Source organism: Phytoamicus setariae, from assembly GCF_016722925.1.
Lineage (GTDB): Bacteria > Pseudomonadota > Alphaproteobacteria > Rhizobiales > Rhizobiaceae > Rhizobium_E > Rhizobium_E setariae.
On the sequence record NZ_JAEQNC010000011.1, the window covers coordinates 138998 to 154814 of the forward strand.

General features: G+C 59.3%; 15 protein-coding genes. 3 read left to right on the forward strand and 12 right to left on the reverse strand.

The window, feature by feature from the left end; all coding sequences use genetic code 11:
- Positions 1–3 precede the first annotated feature (3 nt).
- The 8 genes from tsaE to JJB09_RS19365 form a co-directional block, all read right to left on the reverse strand.
- Positions 4–1521, reverse strand: a complete 1518-nt coding sequence (tsaE, locus tag JJB09_RS19330) for a tRNA (adenosine(37)-N6)-threonylcarbamoyltransferase complex ATPase subunit type 1 TsaE (RefSeq protein ID WP_201662020.1) — start codon at positions 1519–1521, stop codon at positions 4–6.
- Positions 1518–4058, reverse strand: a complete 2541-nt coding sequence (locus JJB09_RS19335) for a sensor histidine kinase (RefSeq protein ID WP_201662036.1) — start codon at positions 4056–4058, stop codon at positions 1518–1520. The genes tsaE and JJB09_RS19335 overlap by 4 nt, the downstream gene beginning before the upstream one ends.
- Before the next feature lie 354 nt (positions 4059–4412).
- Positions 4413–5813, reverse strand: a complete 1401-nt coding sequence (ahcY, locus tag JJB09_RS19340) for an adenosylhomocysteinase (protein ID WP_201662039.1) — start codon at positions 5811–5813, stop codon at positions 4413–4415.
- Between the two features lie 167 nt (positions 5814–5980).
- The gene (locus tag JJB09_RS19345; protein WP_246748793.1) at positions 5981–6262 is read right to left on the reverse strand and encodes an HPr family phosphocarrier protein; all 282 of its coding nucleotides are present in this window, start codon (positions 6260–6262) and stop codon (positions 5981–5983) included.
- An 11-nt stretch (positions 6263–6273) separates the two neighbouring features.
- Positions 6274–6675 carry a PTS sugar transporter subunit IIA gene (locus JJB09_RS19350; protein ID WP_201662042.1) on the reverse strand — a complete coding sequence of 134 codons (402 nt, stop codon included), beginning with the start codon at positions 6673–6675 and terminating at the stop codon, positions 6274–6276.
- A 160-nt stretch (positions 6676–6835) separates the two neighbouring features.
- The gene (locus tag JJB09_RS19355; protein WP_201662045.1) at positions 6836–7285 is read right to left on the reverse strand and encodes an HPr kinase/phosphorylase; all 450 of its coding nucleotides are present in this window, start codon (positions 7283–7285) and stop codon (positions 6836–6838) included.
- Positions 7285–9072 (reverse strand): sensor histidine kinase, encoded by a 1788-nt coding sequence (locus tag JJB09_RS19360; protein WP_281431845.1) that lies wholly within the window; start codon positions 9070–9072, stop codon positions 7285–7287. Before JJB09_RS19360 ends, JJB09_RS19355 begins: the two co-directional genes overlap by 1 nt.
- Before the next feature lie 53 nt (positions 9073–9125).
- Complete coding sequence (locus JJB09_RS19365) at positions 9126–9857, reverse strand: response regulator transcription factor (protein ID WP_201662048.1); 732 nt, start codon at positions 9855–9857, stop codon at positions 9126–9128.
- 308 nt (positions 9858–10165) lie between these two features.
- Here JJB09_RS19365 and JJB09_RS19370 point away from each other — a divergent pair, with 308 nt between their 5' ends.
- The 3 genes from JJB09_RS19370 to JJB09_RS19380 all read left to right on the forward strand — a co-directional run bounded on the left by JJB09_RS19370 (position 10166) and on the right by JJB09_RS19380 (position 12944).
- The gene (locus tag JJB09_RS19370; protein WP_201662051.1) at positions 10166–11776 is read left to right on the forward strand and encodes a phosphoenolpyruvate carboxykinase; all 1611 of its coding nucleotides are present in this window, start codon (positions 10166–10168) and stop codon (positions 11774–11776) included.
- Positions 11777–11891: 115 nt separating this feature from the next.
- Complete coding sequence (gene arfB / locus JJB09_RS19375) at positions 11892–12326, forward strand: alternative ribosome rescue aminoacyl-tRNA hydrolase ArfB (RefSeq protein WP_201662054.1); 435 nt, start codon at positions 11892–11894, stop codon at positions 12324–12326.
- On the forward strand, positions 12327–12944 hold the full coding sequence (locus JJB09_RS19380; protein ID WP_201662056.1) for an alpha-ketoglutarate-dependent dioxygenase AlkB family protein: 618 nt from the start codon (positions 12327–12329) through the stop codon (positions 12942–12944). It abuts the gene before it with no gap.
- Between the two features lie 3 nt (positions 12945–12947).
- Here the strand turns inward: JJB09_RS19380 and coaA are convergent, their stop codons facing one another.
- Genes coaA through hisA form a run of 4 tightly spaced genes read right to left on the reverse strand, consistent with a single transcriptional unit; the run spans position 12948 to position 15816 of the window.
- Positions 12948–13943 (reverse strand): type I pantothenate kinase, encoded by a 996-nt coding sequence (coaA, locus tag JJB09_RS19385; RefSeq protein ID WP_201662059.1) that lies wholly within the window; start codon positions 13941–13943, stop codon positions 12948–12950.
- The gene (locus tag JJB09_RS19390) at positions 13940–14263 is read right to left on the reverse strand and encodes a phosphoribosyl-ATP diphosphatase (RefSeq protein WP_201662062.1); all 324 of its coding nucleotides are present in this window, start codon (positions 14261–14263) and stop codon (positions 13940–13942) included. The genes coaA and JJB09_RS19390 overlap by 4 nt, the downstream gene beginning before the upstream one ends.
- A 27-nt stretch (positions 14264–14290) precedes the next feature.
- On the reverse strand, positions 14291–15073 hold the full coding sequence (hisF, locus tag JJB09_RS19395; protein ID WP_201662065.1) for an imidazole glycerol phosphate synthase subunit HisF: 783 nt from the start codon (positions 15071–15073) through the stop codon (positions 14291–14293).
- Between the two features lie 14 nt (positions 15074–15087).
- On the reverse strand, positions 15088–15816 hold the full coding sequence (hisA, locus tag JJB09_RS19400) for a 1-(5-phosphoribosyl)-5-[(5-phosphoribosylamino)methylideneamino]imidazole-4-carboxamide isomerase (protein WP_201662068.1): 729 nt from the start codon (positions 15814–15816) through the stop codon (positions 15088–15090).
- Position 15817 lies beyond the last annotated feature (1 nt).

Genomic DNA, 15817 nt, shown 5'->3' on the forward strand with positions numbered 1-15817 from the left:
GGCTCACACTTCAGGTGATTCGGCGACTGCGATTCCAGCCTTCTTACACCATTCGCGCAAGGGGGCAGTGGCGGAATGCTCGAAAGCCATGCCGAGATGCCACAGCGTTCGCGGCATATGCTTCATGTAGCTCTGCATATGGTCGCGCTGCCAGAGGCGAACCCAGAGGCCGTTCAGCCGGCAGGACCGCTGCGCCGTCATGATAGCATAGGACTTGAAGAAGCCTTCGCGGTCGAATTCGCCGGCCGCCTCGCGTGCGGCGACGTAGATATCGACCAGCCTCTCCATCAGGGGACGCTCGACCGTCACCCGCGCATCGCGGGTGATGGAGACCACGTCGTAGGCAGACGGGCCTATGATCGCATCCTGGAAATCGATGATCCCGACACGGTTGAAACCCTGACGTTCGGCCATCCACATGATGTTCGGCGAATGGTAATCGCGCAGCACCAGGTTTTTTTCGGCGCTCTGCAATTCGTCGATGAGATGATCCCAGATTTCCAGATAGTCGCGCTTTTCCGCCTCGCTGGCCTGCTCGCCGTTGCGCCGCCAGGGCAGGTGCCAGTCGAGCAGAACTTCCGCTTCGAATTTCAGCGTATCACGGTCGAAATGCGGAATCGTATGGAAAGTATCCGCCGTGATCGGCAGCCTTGCCGGCGCGTCATGTCGGTGGAAGTCGGCAAGGCAGCGTATCGATTCCTCGTAGCGTTCGGCAATCGGTTTTCCATTGGCATCGAGCACGCCCTCGGATCCGAGATCTTCGATCAGCAGGATTCCCTGATCGATGTCGGTCTCGTAGATCGCCGGAGCCGAAAGCTGCATGTCCCGGAGATATTTGCCGACCGCGATGAAGGGCTGGACATTTTCAGCCAGGTGAACGAGCTGGGAATATGGCTTGCCGTCGCGAATCGGTGGTCCGTTGGAGCGTGCCGGCGAATCCATCAGGACAAAGGGCTTGCCGTCCGCAGTGCGGATCCGCTCGTAGGCCCGGAATGAGGAGTCACCAATCAGAAACCGGCGTTGGGCTCCGGCATAGCCGCGACTGTCGAGAAAATCCCGCATCGACCGCACGCGGGTCAAGCGATCGGAAAAGCGGGGAATCGATGATTCGATCTCCACACGCCGCCCGCTGCCCTCATGGGCGATGGCAATGCGGATCGCGTCCTTCGGCAACAGGCAACCCGCGCGGTCCGGCCACTCTATCAGCGCCACGCCATGCTGAAGGACTTCCTCAAGGCCGAGTTCCGCAAGTTCGCTTTCGTCACCGAGCCTGTAGAGGTCGAAATGGCTCACGGGAATGCGCAACTCGTAGCTCTGCACCAGCGTAAAGGTCGGGCTGGGAACTTCCAGCACATCGTCATTGGCAATCGCCCGGATCATTGCCCGCGATAGCGCCGATTTGCCCGCGCCGAGATCGCCCGACAATGCCAGGCAATCGCCAGGCCGGACGGTGAGTGCAAGATCTTCGCCTAGGGCACGCGTGGCGTCGTCATCGGGCAGAAAGAAGGAAAAGTGCTTCATCCGGCAGAACGCTCCGACAAGTCAGAAATAGCAGCGTCGGCGCAGGGAATGCGGCAGGTTATCCGTGTCCCGAGCCCTGGCGCCGTATCGACCGAGATCGTGCCACGGTGAAGGTTGACGAAGCTCTTGACGATGGCAAGCCCGAGGCCGGGGCCTGACTTGCGTCCGCCCTTGCCGTCAGATTCAAAGCGATCGAAGATCTTGTCAAGGGTTTCCAGGGTCATACCCGGGCCTTCGTCGGAGACGGTGAAGACAAACTCCGCGTCTTCACGCCAGCATTTGAGCCCGATGGCCGAACCTTCCGGCGCGAAGTTGGCCGCGTTGGTGAGCAGCTTGATGAAAATCTGTTTGAGGCGCTGGTGGTCGGCCTGTACAGAACCCAGATCGTGATCGGCAATTATTTTCAGCGTGACGTGATTTTCCTGCAGCCGATGGGCGATTTGCAGAGCTACCTCGTCGAGAAGGTCGTTGATCGGCACTGCAGCGTACTGCAGTTCCATGATGCCGGCATCGACAGTCGCGAGATCGAGGATATCATTGACCAGCGTCAGCAACAGTGATGACGAATTGGAAATGTGATCGAGATACTCCGCCTGACGATCGGTCAGCCGGTCCATGCCTGGCGTTCGCAGCAAGTCGGTAAAGCCGATGATGTTGGTCAACGGCGAACGAAGTTCATAAGAGACGTGCTGGACAAAATCGTTCTTCAACTCGTCGGCCTTGTGCAAGGCATCGTTCTTGTCCTTCAGCGCCCGTTCGGCGCGTGCGCTGTCGGTCACGTTGACGAAGGTTAGCATTGTCTGGGCATTGGGCAGCGGGATTACCGCATAGTCGAGCACGAGACCGGTCTTGAGTTCCAATTTGCCCGATGTCTGGGTTCGTTCGTCGTTGAAGCTGGTGATGATCCGGGTAAAGGTCTTCCAGCCGTCAGCCTGTTCGTATGACGGCATGCAGGCAGTCTCTATGGCCCGGATATGGGTTCCCGGTGCGGCTTCGTCCGCGGTGACGCCCCAGAGCGCCCGGAACGCAGGATTGGAAAGAGTGATTTTGCCGTCCGGCGTGAACACAGCCACCCCTTCGGCGAGATGATCAATCGTTTCGCCCTGTACCTTCAGCAGTGTGTTGTAGCGGGTCTCGAGATCGACCTGCTCGGTCAGGTTTTCGAAAAACCAAGTCGCGCCGCCCTGCGGACGAGCGGTGGCAAAGACGCGTAGCGTCTGGCCGTTCGGCAGATGCCAGAGATTGGTATGTGGCTCGATCGAGCGATAGACCGAGAGGATGTTTTCCTTCCAGGTCTTCCAGTTGAGCTGTTCGGGAAGCCGGCTCGCGGCGCGCAGCCGGTCGAGCAGTTCGCCGTGGCCCGGCAGCGTTTCGAGGAAGGGTATGTCGAGGTCCCAAAGCTGCCGGAAGGCTTGATTGTAGTACTGCAGCTTCTGGCGTTCGTCGAAGATGGCAACCGGTGTTGCGAGCAGATCGAGGGTTTCCGCGTGGCTTTTGATCGTCCGGCGTAGCTCGTCGCGTGCGGCTTCGGAACGCGAAACATCAATCGCGATGCCCGCCGAGCCGTTCAAAGTCTTGACGTCGACCACGTCATAGAATGTGCGGTTGCCGTTGATGACGGTGGAGATCTTGTCACGGAACGGATTGTCGGGCGTGGCGATCGCCTTGATTTTTTCGCGCGTAACCATTTCGAGCAGTTCACGCTTTTCCATCAGCGCCACATCCGGATTGCTTGCTCCGACAGCCTCTCCATAGGCTTCGTTGATCCAAGTCAGCTCGCCATCACCTGCGCGCTGCCAGCTGGGCATGTCGACAGCGTCAAGCAGGGTCTGGAACGTGCGAATGGAGGTTTGCAGCCGGTCACGCTCGATCTGCAGCTCGGCGAGTTCGGCGCGCAGGTTATTGAGCGCCACGAAGCGGACGAAGGCGCGACCGCCGGAAACCCGGCCCTGTGCCTCCAGAACTTCCTCGCGATGCGTCTCGACGACCATGTCGAAGAACGATGCATTACCGCGCAGCTTTTCGATTGCTCTTTCGAGCTCTGTCGCCGAACGGGGTTTGAGCCAACGGCCGAAGGCCAGGAACTCGCGGTCGCTGACTGGGGCGCCCGTTTCCAGCGGCAGTTGTCCGAGGAACTCCGGCTGTCCGGAAAGCCCGTCCCAGATGACGATGCGACGATTCTTGTCGGCAATCAGAGCCTCATAACGGGATATCTGGTTGCGGGCGTCCGAAAGCGCCGTTTGGATAGTGCGGTTCTCGGTTTCGATGGCGCTGCGCTTGCGAGCAAGGGCAAAGGCTGCGACGAGTGACACACAGATCAGTCCGGCTGCAGCCGAGAGACTCATGACATTAGCGCTCGAAAGCACGCGCGCTGCGCCGGCTTCGGCGGCCTGTGCGGCGACGGGTATCAGTGCGGTGGCGGAAAACAGCAGACGGCTGAGCACGGGAGCAAGACGTTTCCGTCTTGCGTCGGTATGGTGCTCCACATTTCCGCGTTCGGAATGTCGGTCCGCCGACCTTATCTCGTCCGTCTTCATCAAAGACCAGTCCCCGCAGTCTGTTCCGTCTCGCAATGTGCATGGTGCCCGTTAGGACACCGGGTTCTGCAAGAGAACCATCCATGCTTGCCGCCAATTTTCACGCAATGCGACAAGAGGGCCTCAAATCATTGAGGAAACCCATGATCCGCCGCCGGCGCGCAAGTGCTGCCCGCCTGTTGTCACCGTATCACAGATCGCCCCTTTGCCCTGGGCCCCGCTCAACGGCGTTCGAATCATGTTAAAAAACAATACAATGTAGAACTTTCTTCGCAAAGAGATTTGGGCAAAAAAGAAGCCACGCCCCTGTTTGAGGCGTGGCATACCAGATCTTGTATGTTGGTTACCTAAATATTAATAGCGGTAGTGCTCGGCCTTGAAAGGCCCCGATTTTTCGACCGAAATATAGTCGGCTTGCTCGTCGGAAAGTTCCGTGAGGCTTACGCCAAGCTTTTCAAGGTGTAGGCGAGCGACCTTCTCGTCGAGGTGTTTCGGCAGAACGTAGACCTCGTTGGTGTATTCGCCCTTGTTGTTGAACAGTTCGATCTGACCCAGAACCTGGTTGGTGAACGAGGCGCTCATCACGAACGAAGGGTGGCCAGTGGCGTTGCCAAGGTTGAGCAGGCGGCCTTCCGAGAGCAGGATCATCCGGTTGCCTTTCGGGAACTCGATCATGTCGACCTGCGGCTTGATGTTGTTCCACTTCAGGTTCCGAAGTGCAGACACCTGGATTTCGTTGTCGAAGTGGCCGATGTTGCCGACGATTGCCATGTCCTTCATCTCGCGCATATGGTCGATGCGGATGACGTCCTTGTTGCCGGTCGCTGTGATGAAGATGTCGGCGGTCTTGACGACGTCTTCGAGCTTGACGACTTCATAGCCATCCATGGCAGCCTGCAATGCGCAGATCGGGTCGATTTCCGTGACCTTGACGCGGGCACCGGCACCCTGCAGCGAGGCTGCGGAGCCCTTGCCGACATCGCCGTAACCGCAGACGACGGCGACCTTGCCGGCCATCATCACGTCGGTGCCGCGGCGGATACCGTCAACCAGCGATTCCTTGCAGCCATACTTGTTGTCGAACTTCGACTTGGTGACGGAGTCGTTGACGTTGATGGCGGGGAAGGGCAGAAGGCCCTTTTCCTGCAGCTGGTAGAGGCGGTGCACGCCGGTGGTGGTTTCCTCGGTGACGCCCTTGATGGCGTCGCGCTGCTTGGTGAACCAGCCGGGGGACGCCTTCATGCGCTTCTTGATCTGGGCAAAGAGCACTTCCTCTTCTTCCGATCCGGGGTTCGAAAGTACGTTCTCGCCGGCTTCGGCGCGGGCGCCAAGCAGGATGTACATGGTGGCATCGCCGCCATCGTCGAGGATCATGTTGGAGAAGCCGCCATCGGTCCACTGGAAGATCTGGTCGGTGTAGGTCCAGTATTCCTCCAGCGTTTCACCCTTGACGGCAAACACGGGGATACCGGCGGCCGCAATGGCAGCAGCGGCATGATCCTGTGTCGAGAAGATGTTGCAGGAAGCCCAGCGGACTTCGGCGCCGAGCGCAACCAGCGTTTCGATCAGCACGCCGGTTTGAATGGTCATGTGCAGGGAGCCGGTGATGCGAGCGCCCTTGAGCGGCTTCTTTTCGCCGAATTCCGCGCGCGCAGCCATCAGGCCGGGCATTTCCGTTTCCGCGATCGTCAGTTCCTTGCGGCCGAAATCGGCAAGCGAGATGTCGGCGACGACATAGTCCTTGGCAGCGGTCATACTTTGGTCTCCAGATTGGATGTGCTCGGCAACAAATAATTGCCGGAATTCATTTCGCGGATTTTCCGCACGGTAATCGGTGTGCGAGAGCCTTTATCAGGCTTCGTCATCGAAGGCAACAATGATATAAAGAAATGCTTATGTGTTTATGGGCGTTGCGTGTCGCGCTACATTTCCTCGCCGAACCGATCGGCGATCAGCGCCTCGATGGTGTCAAGCGCTGCCTGGGCCTCGTTGCCCGCGGCGGTCACCATGATGGAGGAGCCCGGTCCTGCGGCCAGCATCATTAGGCCCATGATCGAGGTGCCGCCGACTGTCATGCCATCCTTGGAAACGCGGATATCGGCATCGAACGTTTCGACCGTCTGGACGAACTTTGCCGATGCACGCGCGTGCAGGCCGCGCTTGTTGATGATCAGGATTTCCCGTTCCAGTCCCGCGCCGTTCAAGAATCAGCCCCTTACTTGCCGCTCAGTACACGGCTTGCGACATAGATATACTTGCGGCCGGCTTCCGATGCCTCGACAAGCGCCTTCTGCATGTCGTTTTCGGCACGCACACCTGCAAGCTTGATCAGCATCGGCAGGTTCATGCCGGCGATGACCTCCGTGTTGCCGCGTGACATCACGGAAATCGACAGGTTCGACGGTGTGCCGCCAAACATGTCGGTGAGGATGATGACCCCGCTGCCGTCGTCGGTGCTTGCCACGGCATTCATGATATCCTGCCGTCGCAGATCCATGTCATCGTCAGGCCCGATGGATACTGTCTCGATCGCCTTTTGCGGACCCACAACGTGTTCCAGCGCGGAGCGGAATTCCTCCGCCAGCCGCCCATGTGTCACAAGCACCAGTCCGATCATTCTCGGTACAGCTCCTTACTCACTCGGATTCTCGTCCGGGCGCCGCTGTTAACGGAATTGAGGGGCCACGTCCACCGTCCGGGCGGCCATCATGGCAATGAAAGCCGGAAGTTCAAGTGCAAAATGGAAAATCGGAAGTGAATTGGCGTATTCTGGCATCCTAACGCCAAACCGGGAATCCGGGTATGAGCGCCTGGAGCAGAAGAAAGGGTTCGGGCGCCGCCCGATCGAGTTGATACAGCGGACAATCAACTCCGGCAAAAGGGCTCCAGCGCTGATTCTCCTGAGGAATTCGGGTGGAAGCGTCGGGGATTACGAGCTCCAGCGCCAAGCGCAATACAGCATTTTCTATCATGTCCAGCTGCCCGATGCCGCTACCGCGCAACTCGATCAGGCCACGGATCGTTGCCGGCGCACTGGCGATAATGCGGTCATTTGATGACTCTAGAATAACCTGATCATCGCTCACGAGTGTGGCAAAATGTCCCGCCCGCCGAGCAGCAGCAATCAGCCGCAGTGCCATCGATGATTTGCCGATCCCGGATGGCCCCAGCAGGATCAGGCCGGTTGTCCCGGCCACAAGCGCCGTCGCGTGGACGTTGAACGGCATCAGGATTGGCCTTTTTCAGGCAATGTCAGGATGAACCGGGCTCCGATTCGCTTGCCGCGAGCGTCGGTAATGTTTTCTGCTTGCAGCGTTCCGCCATGGGCTTCGGCGATCTGGCGGCTGATCGACAGGCCAAGACCGGAGTTCTGGCCGAACTCTTCGGTATCGGGGCGATCGGTATAGAAGCGTTCGAAAATGCGGTCGATGTTTTCGGCTTCGATCCCCGGACCGTTGTCCTCGATCTCAATAATACAGTTCCCCTGGTCTTTGCGCAGCCGAACGGCAACGATGCCGGTCTCGGCTGCCACGAAGGAACGGGCATTTTCGATTAGGTTTGTGATGATCTGCCCAAGCCGCGATTCGTGACCGACCACAGAGAAATCGCCTTTGCCTGCGCTTTTTCTGTCGACCTGGAATGTAACGGCGACGGTCTTGCCCCTGGACCGTACCTGGCTCGAAATTTCGACCAGGCTCTCCAGCAGCTTTTGCAGGTCGACCTTCTTGGCGTCGGATCGCGCCAGTTCGGCATCCAGACGCGAGGCGTCGGAAATGTCCGAGATCAGCCGGTCAAGCCGGCGAACATCGTGCTGGATGATATCGAGAAGCTTCTTCTTCGATTCTTCCGATCGCGCCAGCGGCAAGGTTTCCACCGCACTGCGAAGCGACGTCAGCGGGTTCTTGAGCTCATGGGAGACATCGGCGGCAAAGCTCTCGATGGCGGCAATTCGATCATAGAGTGCGTTGGTCATGCCCCGAATTGCGGTGGACAGGTTGCCGATTTCGTCCTGGCGGAACGAGAAGTCGGGGATTTCCTCGCGCGACTTGACACCACGCCGCACCCGGACGGCCGCCGCCGCCAGCCGCCGCAGTGGATTGGCGATGGTCGAGGACAGCAAAAGCGAGAGGATGACGTTGACCAGGGTGGCGACGCCGAACACGCGCATGATCGCAAGCCGCTCGCCATGCACGATCTGGTCGATATCACCTGCCTGGGTGGATAGAAGCAGCACGCCGACCACGGCGCGGAAGCGCTGCACGGGCACGGCGACAGACACGATCAACTCACCATTTTCGGTGACGCGGACAACGGCGCCGCGCACACCGGTCAGTGCGTTCTTGACTTCAGGGTATATGAGGCCATCGCCCCCTGGGCTTTCCTTATACAGAGGCAGGTTCGAGGGCTGCAGGATCCGGTTGAACCATGCGGCGAACCGTTCACTGAGCGACTTGGTTTCGGTGTTCACCGGCGGCAGGTCAAAGCGAAGCACTTGCCCGCGCGAATAGAGGAATCGGGAATCGAGAATGAGGTTGGCATCAGGATCGAAAATGCGCGCCCGCGTGTGCGTCGGCGAGATGAGCCGCCGCATCACCGGCGCGATCCTTTCGGGATCGATCGGGAATTCCAGGTCTTCGTCATTCGGTACCGGCGTAATCGATTGGCCGGCCTGCAGCTCCAGAAGTTTCTGCGGGTCGATGGTAATGGAGTTGGTATCGACCTGGGCGGAGGCCGAGACTGCCGCGGCGATGATTTCGCCCTGCGTCAGCAGGCTTTCGACCTTGGCATCGATCAGTCCTTCGCGGAACTGGTTCAGATACATGATGCCGCCGACCAGAACGACGAGCGCGACGAGATTGAAGAACAGGATCTGCCGCGTCAGGCTGGAAAACACCGCCTGGCCGAAGAAACGCCTGATATAGAGAAAAGGCCGCGAGACACGAGTCTTGCGTCGTCCGCGGGCTTTTGTTGCCGCAGGCCTGTCCTTGATGCTCTCCATGTCCGCAACGGTCATTCCGTGCTTGCCTTTGTCGTCACACGCCGCTGCGCTTCATCCTATCACAGAAGTCAGCTGCCCGGGCCTTCGCGGAAGCGGTAGCCGACACCATAGAGCGTTTCGATCATGTCGAAATCGTCGTCCGCCATCTTGAACTTCTTCCTGAGGCGCTTGATGTGGCTATCAATGGTGCGGTCGTCAACATAAACCTGTTCGTCATAGGCAGCATCCATGAGGGCGTCGCGGCTCTTGACGACGCCGGGGCGCAACGCCAGCGCATGAAGAATAAGGAATTCCGTGACCGTCAGTGTTACCGGCAGGCCTTTCCATGTGCAGGTATGGCGCTCCTGATCCATGACGAGCAGGCCCCGTTCGAGCGATTTGGTCTGCACAGTGCCGGGCTTGGCTGGTGCCGCCGTACCGCTGGCTGCCGCCTCGCGGTTTGCAACACGCCGCAGCACGGCCTTGACGCGCTCGACAAGCAGCCGTTGGGAAAACGGTTTGGTGATGAAGTCGTCGGCCCCCATCTTGAGGCCGAAGAGTTCGTCGATTTCTTCGTCCTTGGACGTCAGGAAGATAACTGGCAGGTCGGATTTTTGGCGCAGCCGGCGCAGCAACTCCATGCCATCCATGCGCGGCATCTTGATGTCGAAGATTGCAAGCTGCGGCGGCCGTTGCAGCAGACCATCCAGCGCCGATGCGCCGTCGGTATAGGTTTCCACCTTGTAGCCTTCGGCTTCCAATGCGATCGATACCGAAGTCAGAATGTTGCGGTCGTCATCGACCAGCGCGATTGTCTGCATAAGATTCTCCAGCCTGTTTACGGTCTGCCCGCATCGCGGCGCGCGATGGTCATGAGTATAAACGTGGAACAAATTGTGGCAAACCCCAAATCGGGCCGATTTTTATACTATGTCTGGCCGTTCCATTTTTCACAATAAAGTCAACGAAACCCGGCCCAGTTCAAACGATTTAAAAAATGTGACAAATATTTAAATCGATTAAATCATTGATACTATTAACTTAATTACGTTTCCTCCACTTGTGTTTTAGAAAAACCTATGTCTATTAACGACTATTCACGCTGTTCTCACTGGGAAAGGATTACGCCATGGAGGAGCTCGGAATGACGAACCCGGAAAACCGTCTGGAAGCTGCAGGTTTTGCTGGACTGGCTTCGGTTCGGTATAACTATTCCGAGGCAGAACTCTATGAAGACGCGATCCGCAACGGCGAAGCGACGCTGACGGCCCAAGGCGCGCTTCGTGCGCTGACCGGCCAGCACACCGGCCGTTCGCCGAAGGACAAGCACATCGTTCGGGACGAAAATACCGATGGCACGATCTGGTGGGACAACAACCGTCCGATGTCGCCGGAGCATTTCGCCGTGCTCAAAGCCGACATGCTGGCGCATGCCAAGGGCAAGTCGCTTTACGTGCAGGACCTGATTGGTGGTGCCGACAAGGACAATGCGCTTCCGACCCGTGTGGTCACCGAATTCGCCTGGCATTCGCTGTTTATTCGCAACCTGCTGATCCGGCCGGAGCGTTCGGAACTCGAAAGCTTCCAGCCGAAGCTTACGATCATCGATCTGCCTGATTTCAAGGCGGACCCCGAGCGTCACGGTACCCGTTCGGAGACCGTGATCGCCTGCGACTTCACCAACGGCATCGTGCTTATCGGTGGGACATCCTATGCCGGCGAGATGAAGAAGTCGGTGTTTACGGCGCTCAACTACCTGCTGCCGGCAAAGGGCGTCATGCCGATGCACTGCTCCGCCAATATGGGCAAGGAAGGCGACACCGCTGTGTTCTTCGGGCTTTCTGGCACCGGCAAGACCACGCTTTCGGCCGATCCAAACCGCACGCTGATCGGCGACGACGAGCACGGTTGGGGTGAGCACGGCGTCTTCAATTTCGAAGGCGGCTGCTATGCCAAGACCATCAAGCTGTCGCGCGAATCCGAACCGGAAATCTTCGACACCACTCAGCGGTTCGGTACTGTTCTGGAAAACGTGGTGCTGGACGGCAACCGCACGCCCGACTTCAACGACGGTTCGCTGACGGAAAACACCCGTGCCGCCTATCCGCTGCATTTCATTCCGAATGCCTCGGAAACCGGTCGCGGCAATCATCCCAAGACGATCATCATGCTGACCGCAGATGCCTTCGGCGTGATGCCGCCGATCGCGCGGCTGACGCCCGATCAGGCGATGTACCACTTCCTCAGCGGCTACACCGCCAAGGTCGCGGGTACCGAAAAGGGCGTGACCGAGCCGGAAGCGACGTTCTCGACCTGCTTCGGTGCGCCATTCATGCCCCGTCACCCGGCCGAGTACGGCAACTTGCTCAAGGCTCTGATTGCTGAGCACGGCGTGACCTGCTGGTTGGTGAATACCGGCTGGACCGGTGGCGCCTATGGTACTGGTTCGCGCATGCCGATCAAGGCGACCCGTGCGCTTCTCACCGCCGCGCTCAACGGATCGCTGAACAGCGCCGTGTTCCGCCGTGACGCCAACTTCGGCTTCGAAGTGCCGGTCGCCGTCGAAGGGGTTTCCACCAAGATCCTCGATCCACGTTCGACCTGGCTTGATGGCGCGGCCTACGATGGCCAGGCCCGCAAGCTGGTGGACATGTTCATCGCCAACTTCACCAAGTTCGAGCGGCATGTCGATGGTTCGGTACGCGATGCAGCACCGGGCGTCCGGCTGGCTGCCGAATAAGTCTGAGACCCTGATTCACGTGAAACCCGGCGGAACGTTTCGCCGGGTTTTCTGTTTTCTAGCGGCATTCATTTTCAAAACATTTCGGTATAAGCGTTGGTCAGGAGACTGACCCATGGCTGCGGATACGCTTTACATCGATGACAGGATTGCCATAGCGGGCTGGGAACTGACGGAGAATTTCGTTCTCGCGTCCGGTCCGGGCGGGCAGAATGTCAACAAGGTGGCTACCGCCGTCGAACTGCGGTTTGATCTCTTGAATTCGCCCTCGCTGCCCGAGAGGGTAAAGGCAAACGCCCGCGGCATCTTTGGACGCAAACTGTCCAAGGACGGCGTTGCCGTTATCTTTTCGGATCGCTTCCGCTCGCAGGACCGCAATCGGGAAGATGCGCGCGAAAAGCTGAAGGATCTGATCCTCGAAGCCAACAAGCCACCACCGCCGCCGCGCCGCAAGACCAAGCCGACAAAAGGCTCGATAGAGCGCCGGCTGAAGGCCAAGGCAGGGCGCGGCGACGTCAAGAAAATGCGTGGCAAGGTCGGAGACGAGTAAATGCTGGTCCTGCCCAAGGGTATTCGCCACATTCCAGGCTTTCTCGACCGTGACCGGCAGGAGGCTCTGGTCGATGAAATTCGCAAGGTCGTGGCTATTTCGCCTCTTTTTATCCCGGCCATGCCCCGCACCGGCAAGGAAATGTCGGTGCGCATGACCAATTGCGGGTCACTTGGCTGGGTGACCGATCAGGCGCGGGGCTACCGCTATCAGCCGACTCATCCGGTAACGGGCGAGCCGTGGCAGCCGATTCCGCCGATGCTCATCGATATCTGGAACGAAGTCTCCGGCTCGTCGCTGCAACCGGAAGCCTGCATGATCAACTACTATGACGCCGATGCACGGATGAGCCTGCACCAGGATCGCGACGAGCGCGAGTTTTCCGCGCCGGTCGTGTCCATCTCGCTCGGCGATGCGTGCCTTTTTCGTGTTGGTGGGCTCAAGCGGGAAGACAGGACGGTGTCGTTCCGCTTGGAAAGCGGCGATGCCGTGGTTATCGGCGGCGATAGCCGGCTTGCGTTTCACGGGGTGGACAAGATCTATCCAGGGACTTCGGCCTTGCTAAAGAGAGAAGGGCGTATAAATCTGACGCTACGGCGGGTGAATCCGGCGAACTAGCGATCAAAGCCGCCTGAGCGAAACCTTTTCGATCAGGTGGTTTTCGCCCTTTTGCAGGATGAGATCGGCGCGTGGGCGCGTCGGCAGGATGTTCTTGTGCAGGTTCTTCAGGTTGATGTTTGCCCACAGGCCCTCGGCAATCGCCAGCGCCGCCTGCTCGGAAATTGTCGCATAGCGGTGAAAGAACGATTCGGGGCTGCGGAAAGCTGTGTCGCGCAGGCGCATGAAGCGATCCACATACCAGCGGTGGATCAGCTTTTCGTCAGCGTCGATATAGATCGAGAAATCGAAGAAATCCGATACCATCGGCACGATGCGTCCATCGGCAGGCAGGTCGCGCGATTGCAGCACGTTGATGCCTTCGAAGATCAGGATGTCCGGTCGGTCGATGGTGCGGAACTGATCGGGCAGCACGTCATAGGTCAGATGCGAATACAGAGGCGCCGGCACGCGTGCCTGCCCGGCCTTTATGGCTGACAGGAATTTGAGCAGTGCCGACATATTGTAGCTTTCCGGAAAACCCTTCCGGTCCATCATGTTCTCTTTCTGCAGCCAGGCATTCGGCTGCAGGAATCCGTCGGTGGTGACAAGATCGACCTTCGGGCTCGAAGGCCAGCGCGACAGCAGCTCCTGCAGGATGCGTGCAGTGGTCGACTTGCCGACTGCGACAGAGCCGGCGATGCCGATGATGAACGGCGTCTTCTGGTCGTCCGATAGGCTGAGGAACTGCTTGCGCTGCTTGAAGAGGATTTGCGACGCTTCCACGTGCGCCGATAGCAGGCGCGACAGAGACAGGTAGATGCGCCTGACTTCGTCGAGGTCGATCGGGTCGTTCAGCGAGCGCAGGCGATGCACTTCATCGGCAGTCAGGGTCAGCGGTGTGTCGGCGCGGAATTTAGCCCATTCGTCGACCGTAAAGAAGCGAAACGGGGAATAGATGTCATCGACCAGATGGTCGAGGGGGGCAGTGGCCTCGGCAACACGCAGTTCACGGTTCATGATGGCACCCGTGCGGCTTTCTCGGCAACGCCCGACTGCGCGGTACGCCCTTCCAGCACCGCCATCACGTCAGCCAGCGGGATATCGGCAATCTTCAGCACCACTAGCAGGTGATAGAGGAGGTCTGCGGCCTCATCCGTCAGGTTCTTGCGATCGTTGGCGATTGCGGCGATCACTGTCTCGACGGCTTCCTCGCCGAGCTTCTTGGCGGCCTTGGCTTGTCCTGCAGCAAACAGCTTGGCGGTCCAGGATTCGTCTGGGGACGCCTGCGCGCGGCGGGCAACGATGATCTCGAGATCGGCAAGCGAAAATCCGCTCATCGGCCTACTCCTCTGTCTGTCTCGGCCTCAGATCTGATCGAGACGCATGGCAATCCCATGATCCGCCATGTAGCGCTTTGCCTGGCCGATCGTATAGGTTCCGAAGTGAAAAATCGAGGCCGCAAGCACCGCATTTGCATGGCCTTGGCGGATGCCGTCGACCAGATGATCAAGTGTGCCCACGCCGCCCGACGCGATGACCGGGACCGCAACGGCGTCGGCGATAGTGCGCGTCAGGGCGAGGTCGTAGCCGGTCTTCTGGCCGTCCTGGTCCATCGAGGTCAAAAGCAGCTCGCCCGCGCCGCGCTTGACCATCGCTTCGGCAAATTCGACCGCGTCGATGCCGGTCGGATTGCGGCCGCCATGGGTAAAGATCTCCCAGCGATCGGCTTCATCGGCTTTCGAGACTTTCTTGCAGTCGAGCGACACGACGATGCACTGGTCGCCGAACTTGTCGGCGGCCTCGGCTACGAAATCTGGATTTTTCACTGCTGCTGAATTGATCGACACCTTGTCGGCGCCGCAGAGCAGCAGCTTTCTGATGTCGGCGAGCGTGCGTACGCCGCCGCCCACGGTGACAGGCATGAAGCATTGTTCGGCCGTCCGTGCGACGACGTCGAAGATCGTCTCGCGATTGTCGGACGATGCGGTGATATCGAGAAAGCAGAGCTCGTCGGCGCCGGCGGCGTCATAAGCGATCGCCGCCTCGACCGGATCTCCGGCATCGACCAGGTTGACGAAGGACACGCCTTTGACGACGCGGCCGTCCTTGACGTCGAGGCAGGGGATTACGCGGGCTTTCAGGGTCATGGCTCGCCTCCGCTCTATGCGGCCTTCAAAATCTTCAGGGCCTCGGCAGGATCAATGCGCCCATCGTAGAGCGCCCGGCCGGAAATTGCACCTTCGAGGATCGCCGCATCCGGCTCCGCCAATCGGCGGATATCGTCGAGCGAGGCAAGTCCACCGGAGGCGATGACGGGAATCGAGACGGAGCGTGCCAGCTCCAGCGTCGAAGCCCAGTTGATGCCGGCCAGAATGCCGTCGCGGTCGATGTCGGTATAGATGATGGCGGCAACGCCCGCGCCCTCGAACCGCTTGGCGAGCTCGATCACGCCGAGTTCGGAGGCTTCCGCCCAACCTTCCACCGCAACCTTGCCGCCCTTGGCATCGATGCCCACCGCAACCTTGCCCGGAAAGAGTCTGCAAGCCTCGATCACCAGCGCCGGGTCGCGCACGGCGACCGTGCCCAGGATGACGCGGGACAGGCCCTTCGCCAGCCAGGACTCGATATGCGCAAGGGTGCGGATACCGCCACCGAGCTGCACCGGGTTCCTGGTCGCCTTCAGGATCGCCTCGACGGCTGTACCATTGACGCTCTCGCCGGCAAAGGCGCCATTCAGGTCAACCACGTGCAACCACTCGAAGCCCTGGTCCTCGAAGGCTTTCGCTTGCGCGGCAGGGTCGGGATTATAGACCGTGGCCTGCTCCATGTCGCCGAGCTTCAGCCGTACGCACTGGCCGTCCTTCAGGTCGATGGCGGGAAAGAGGATCATA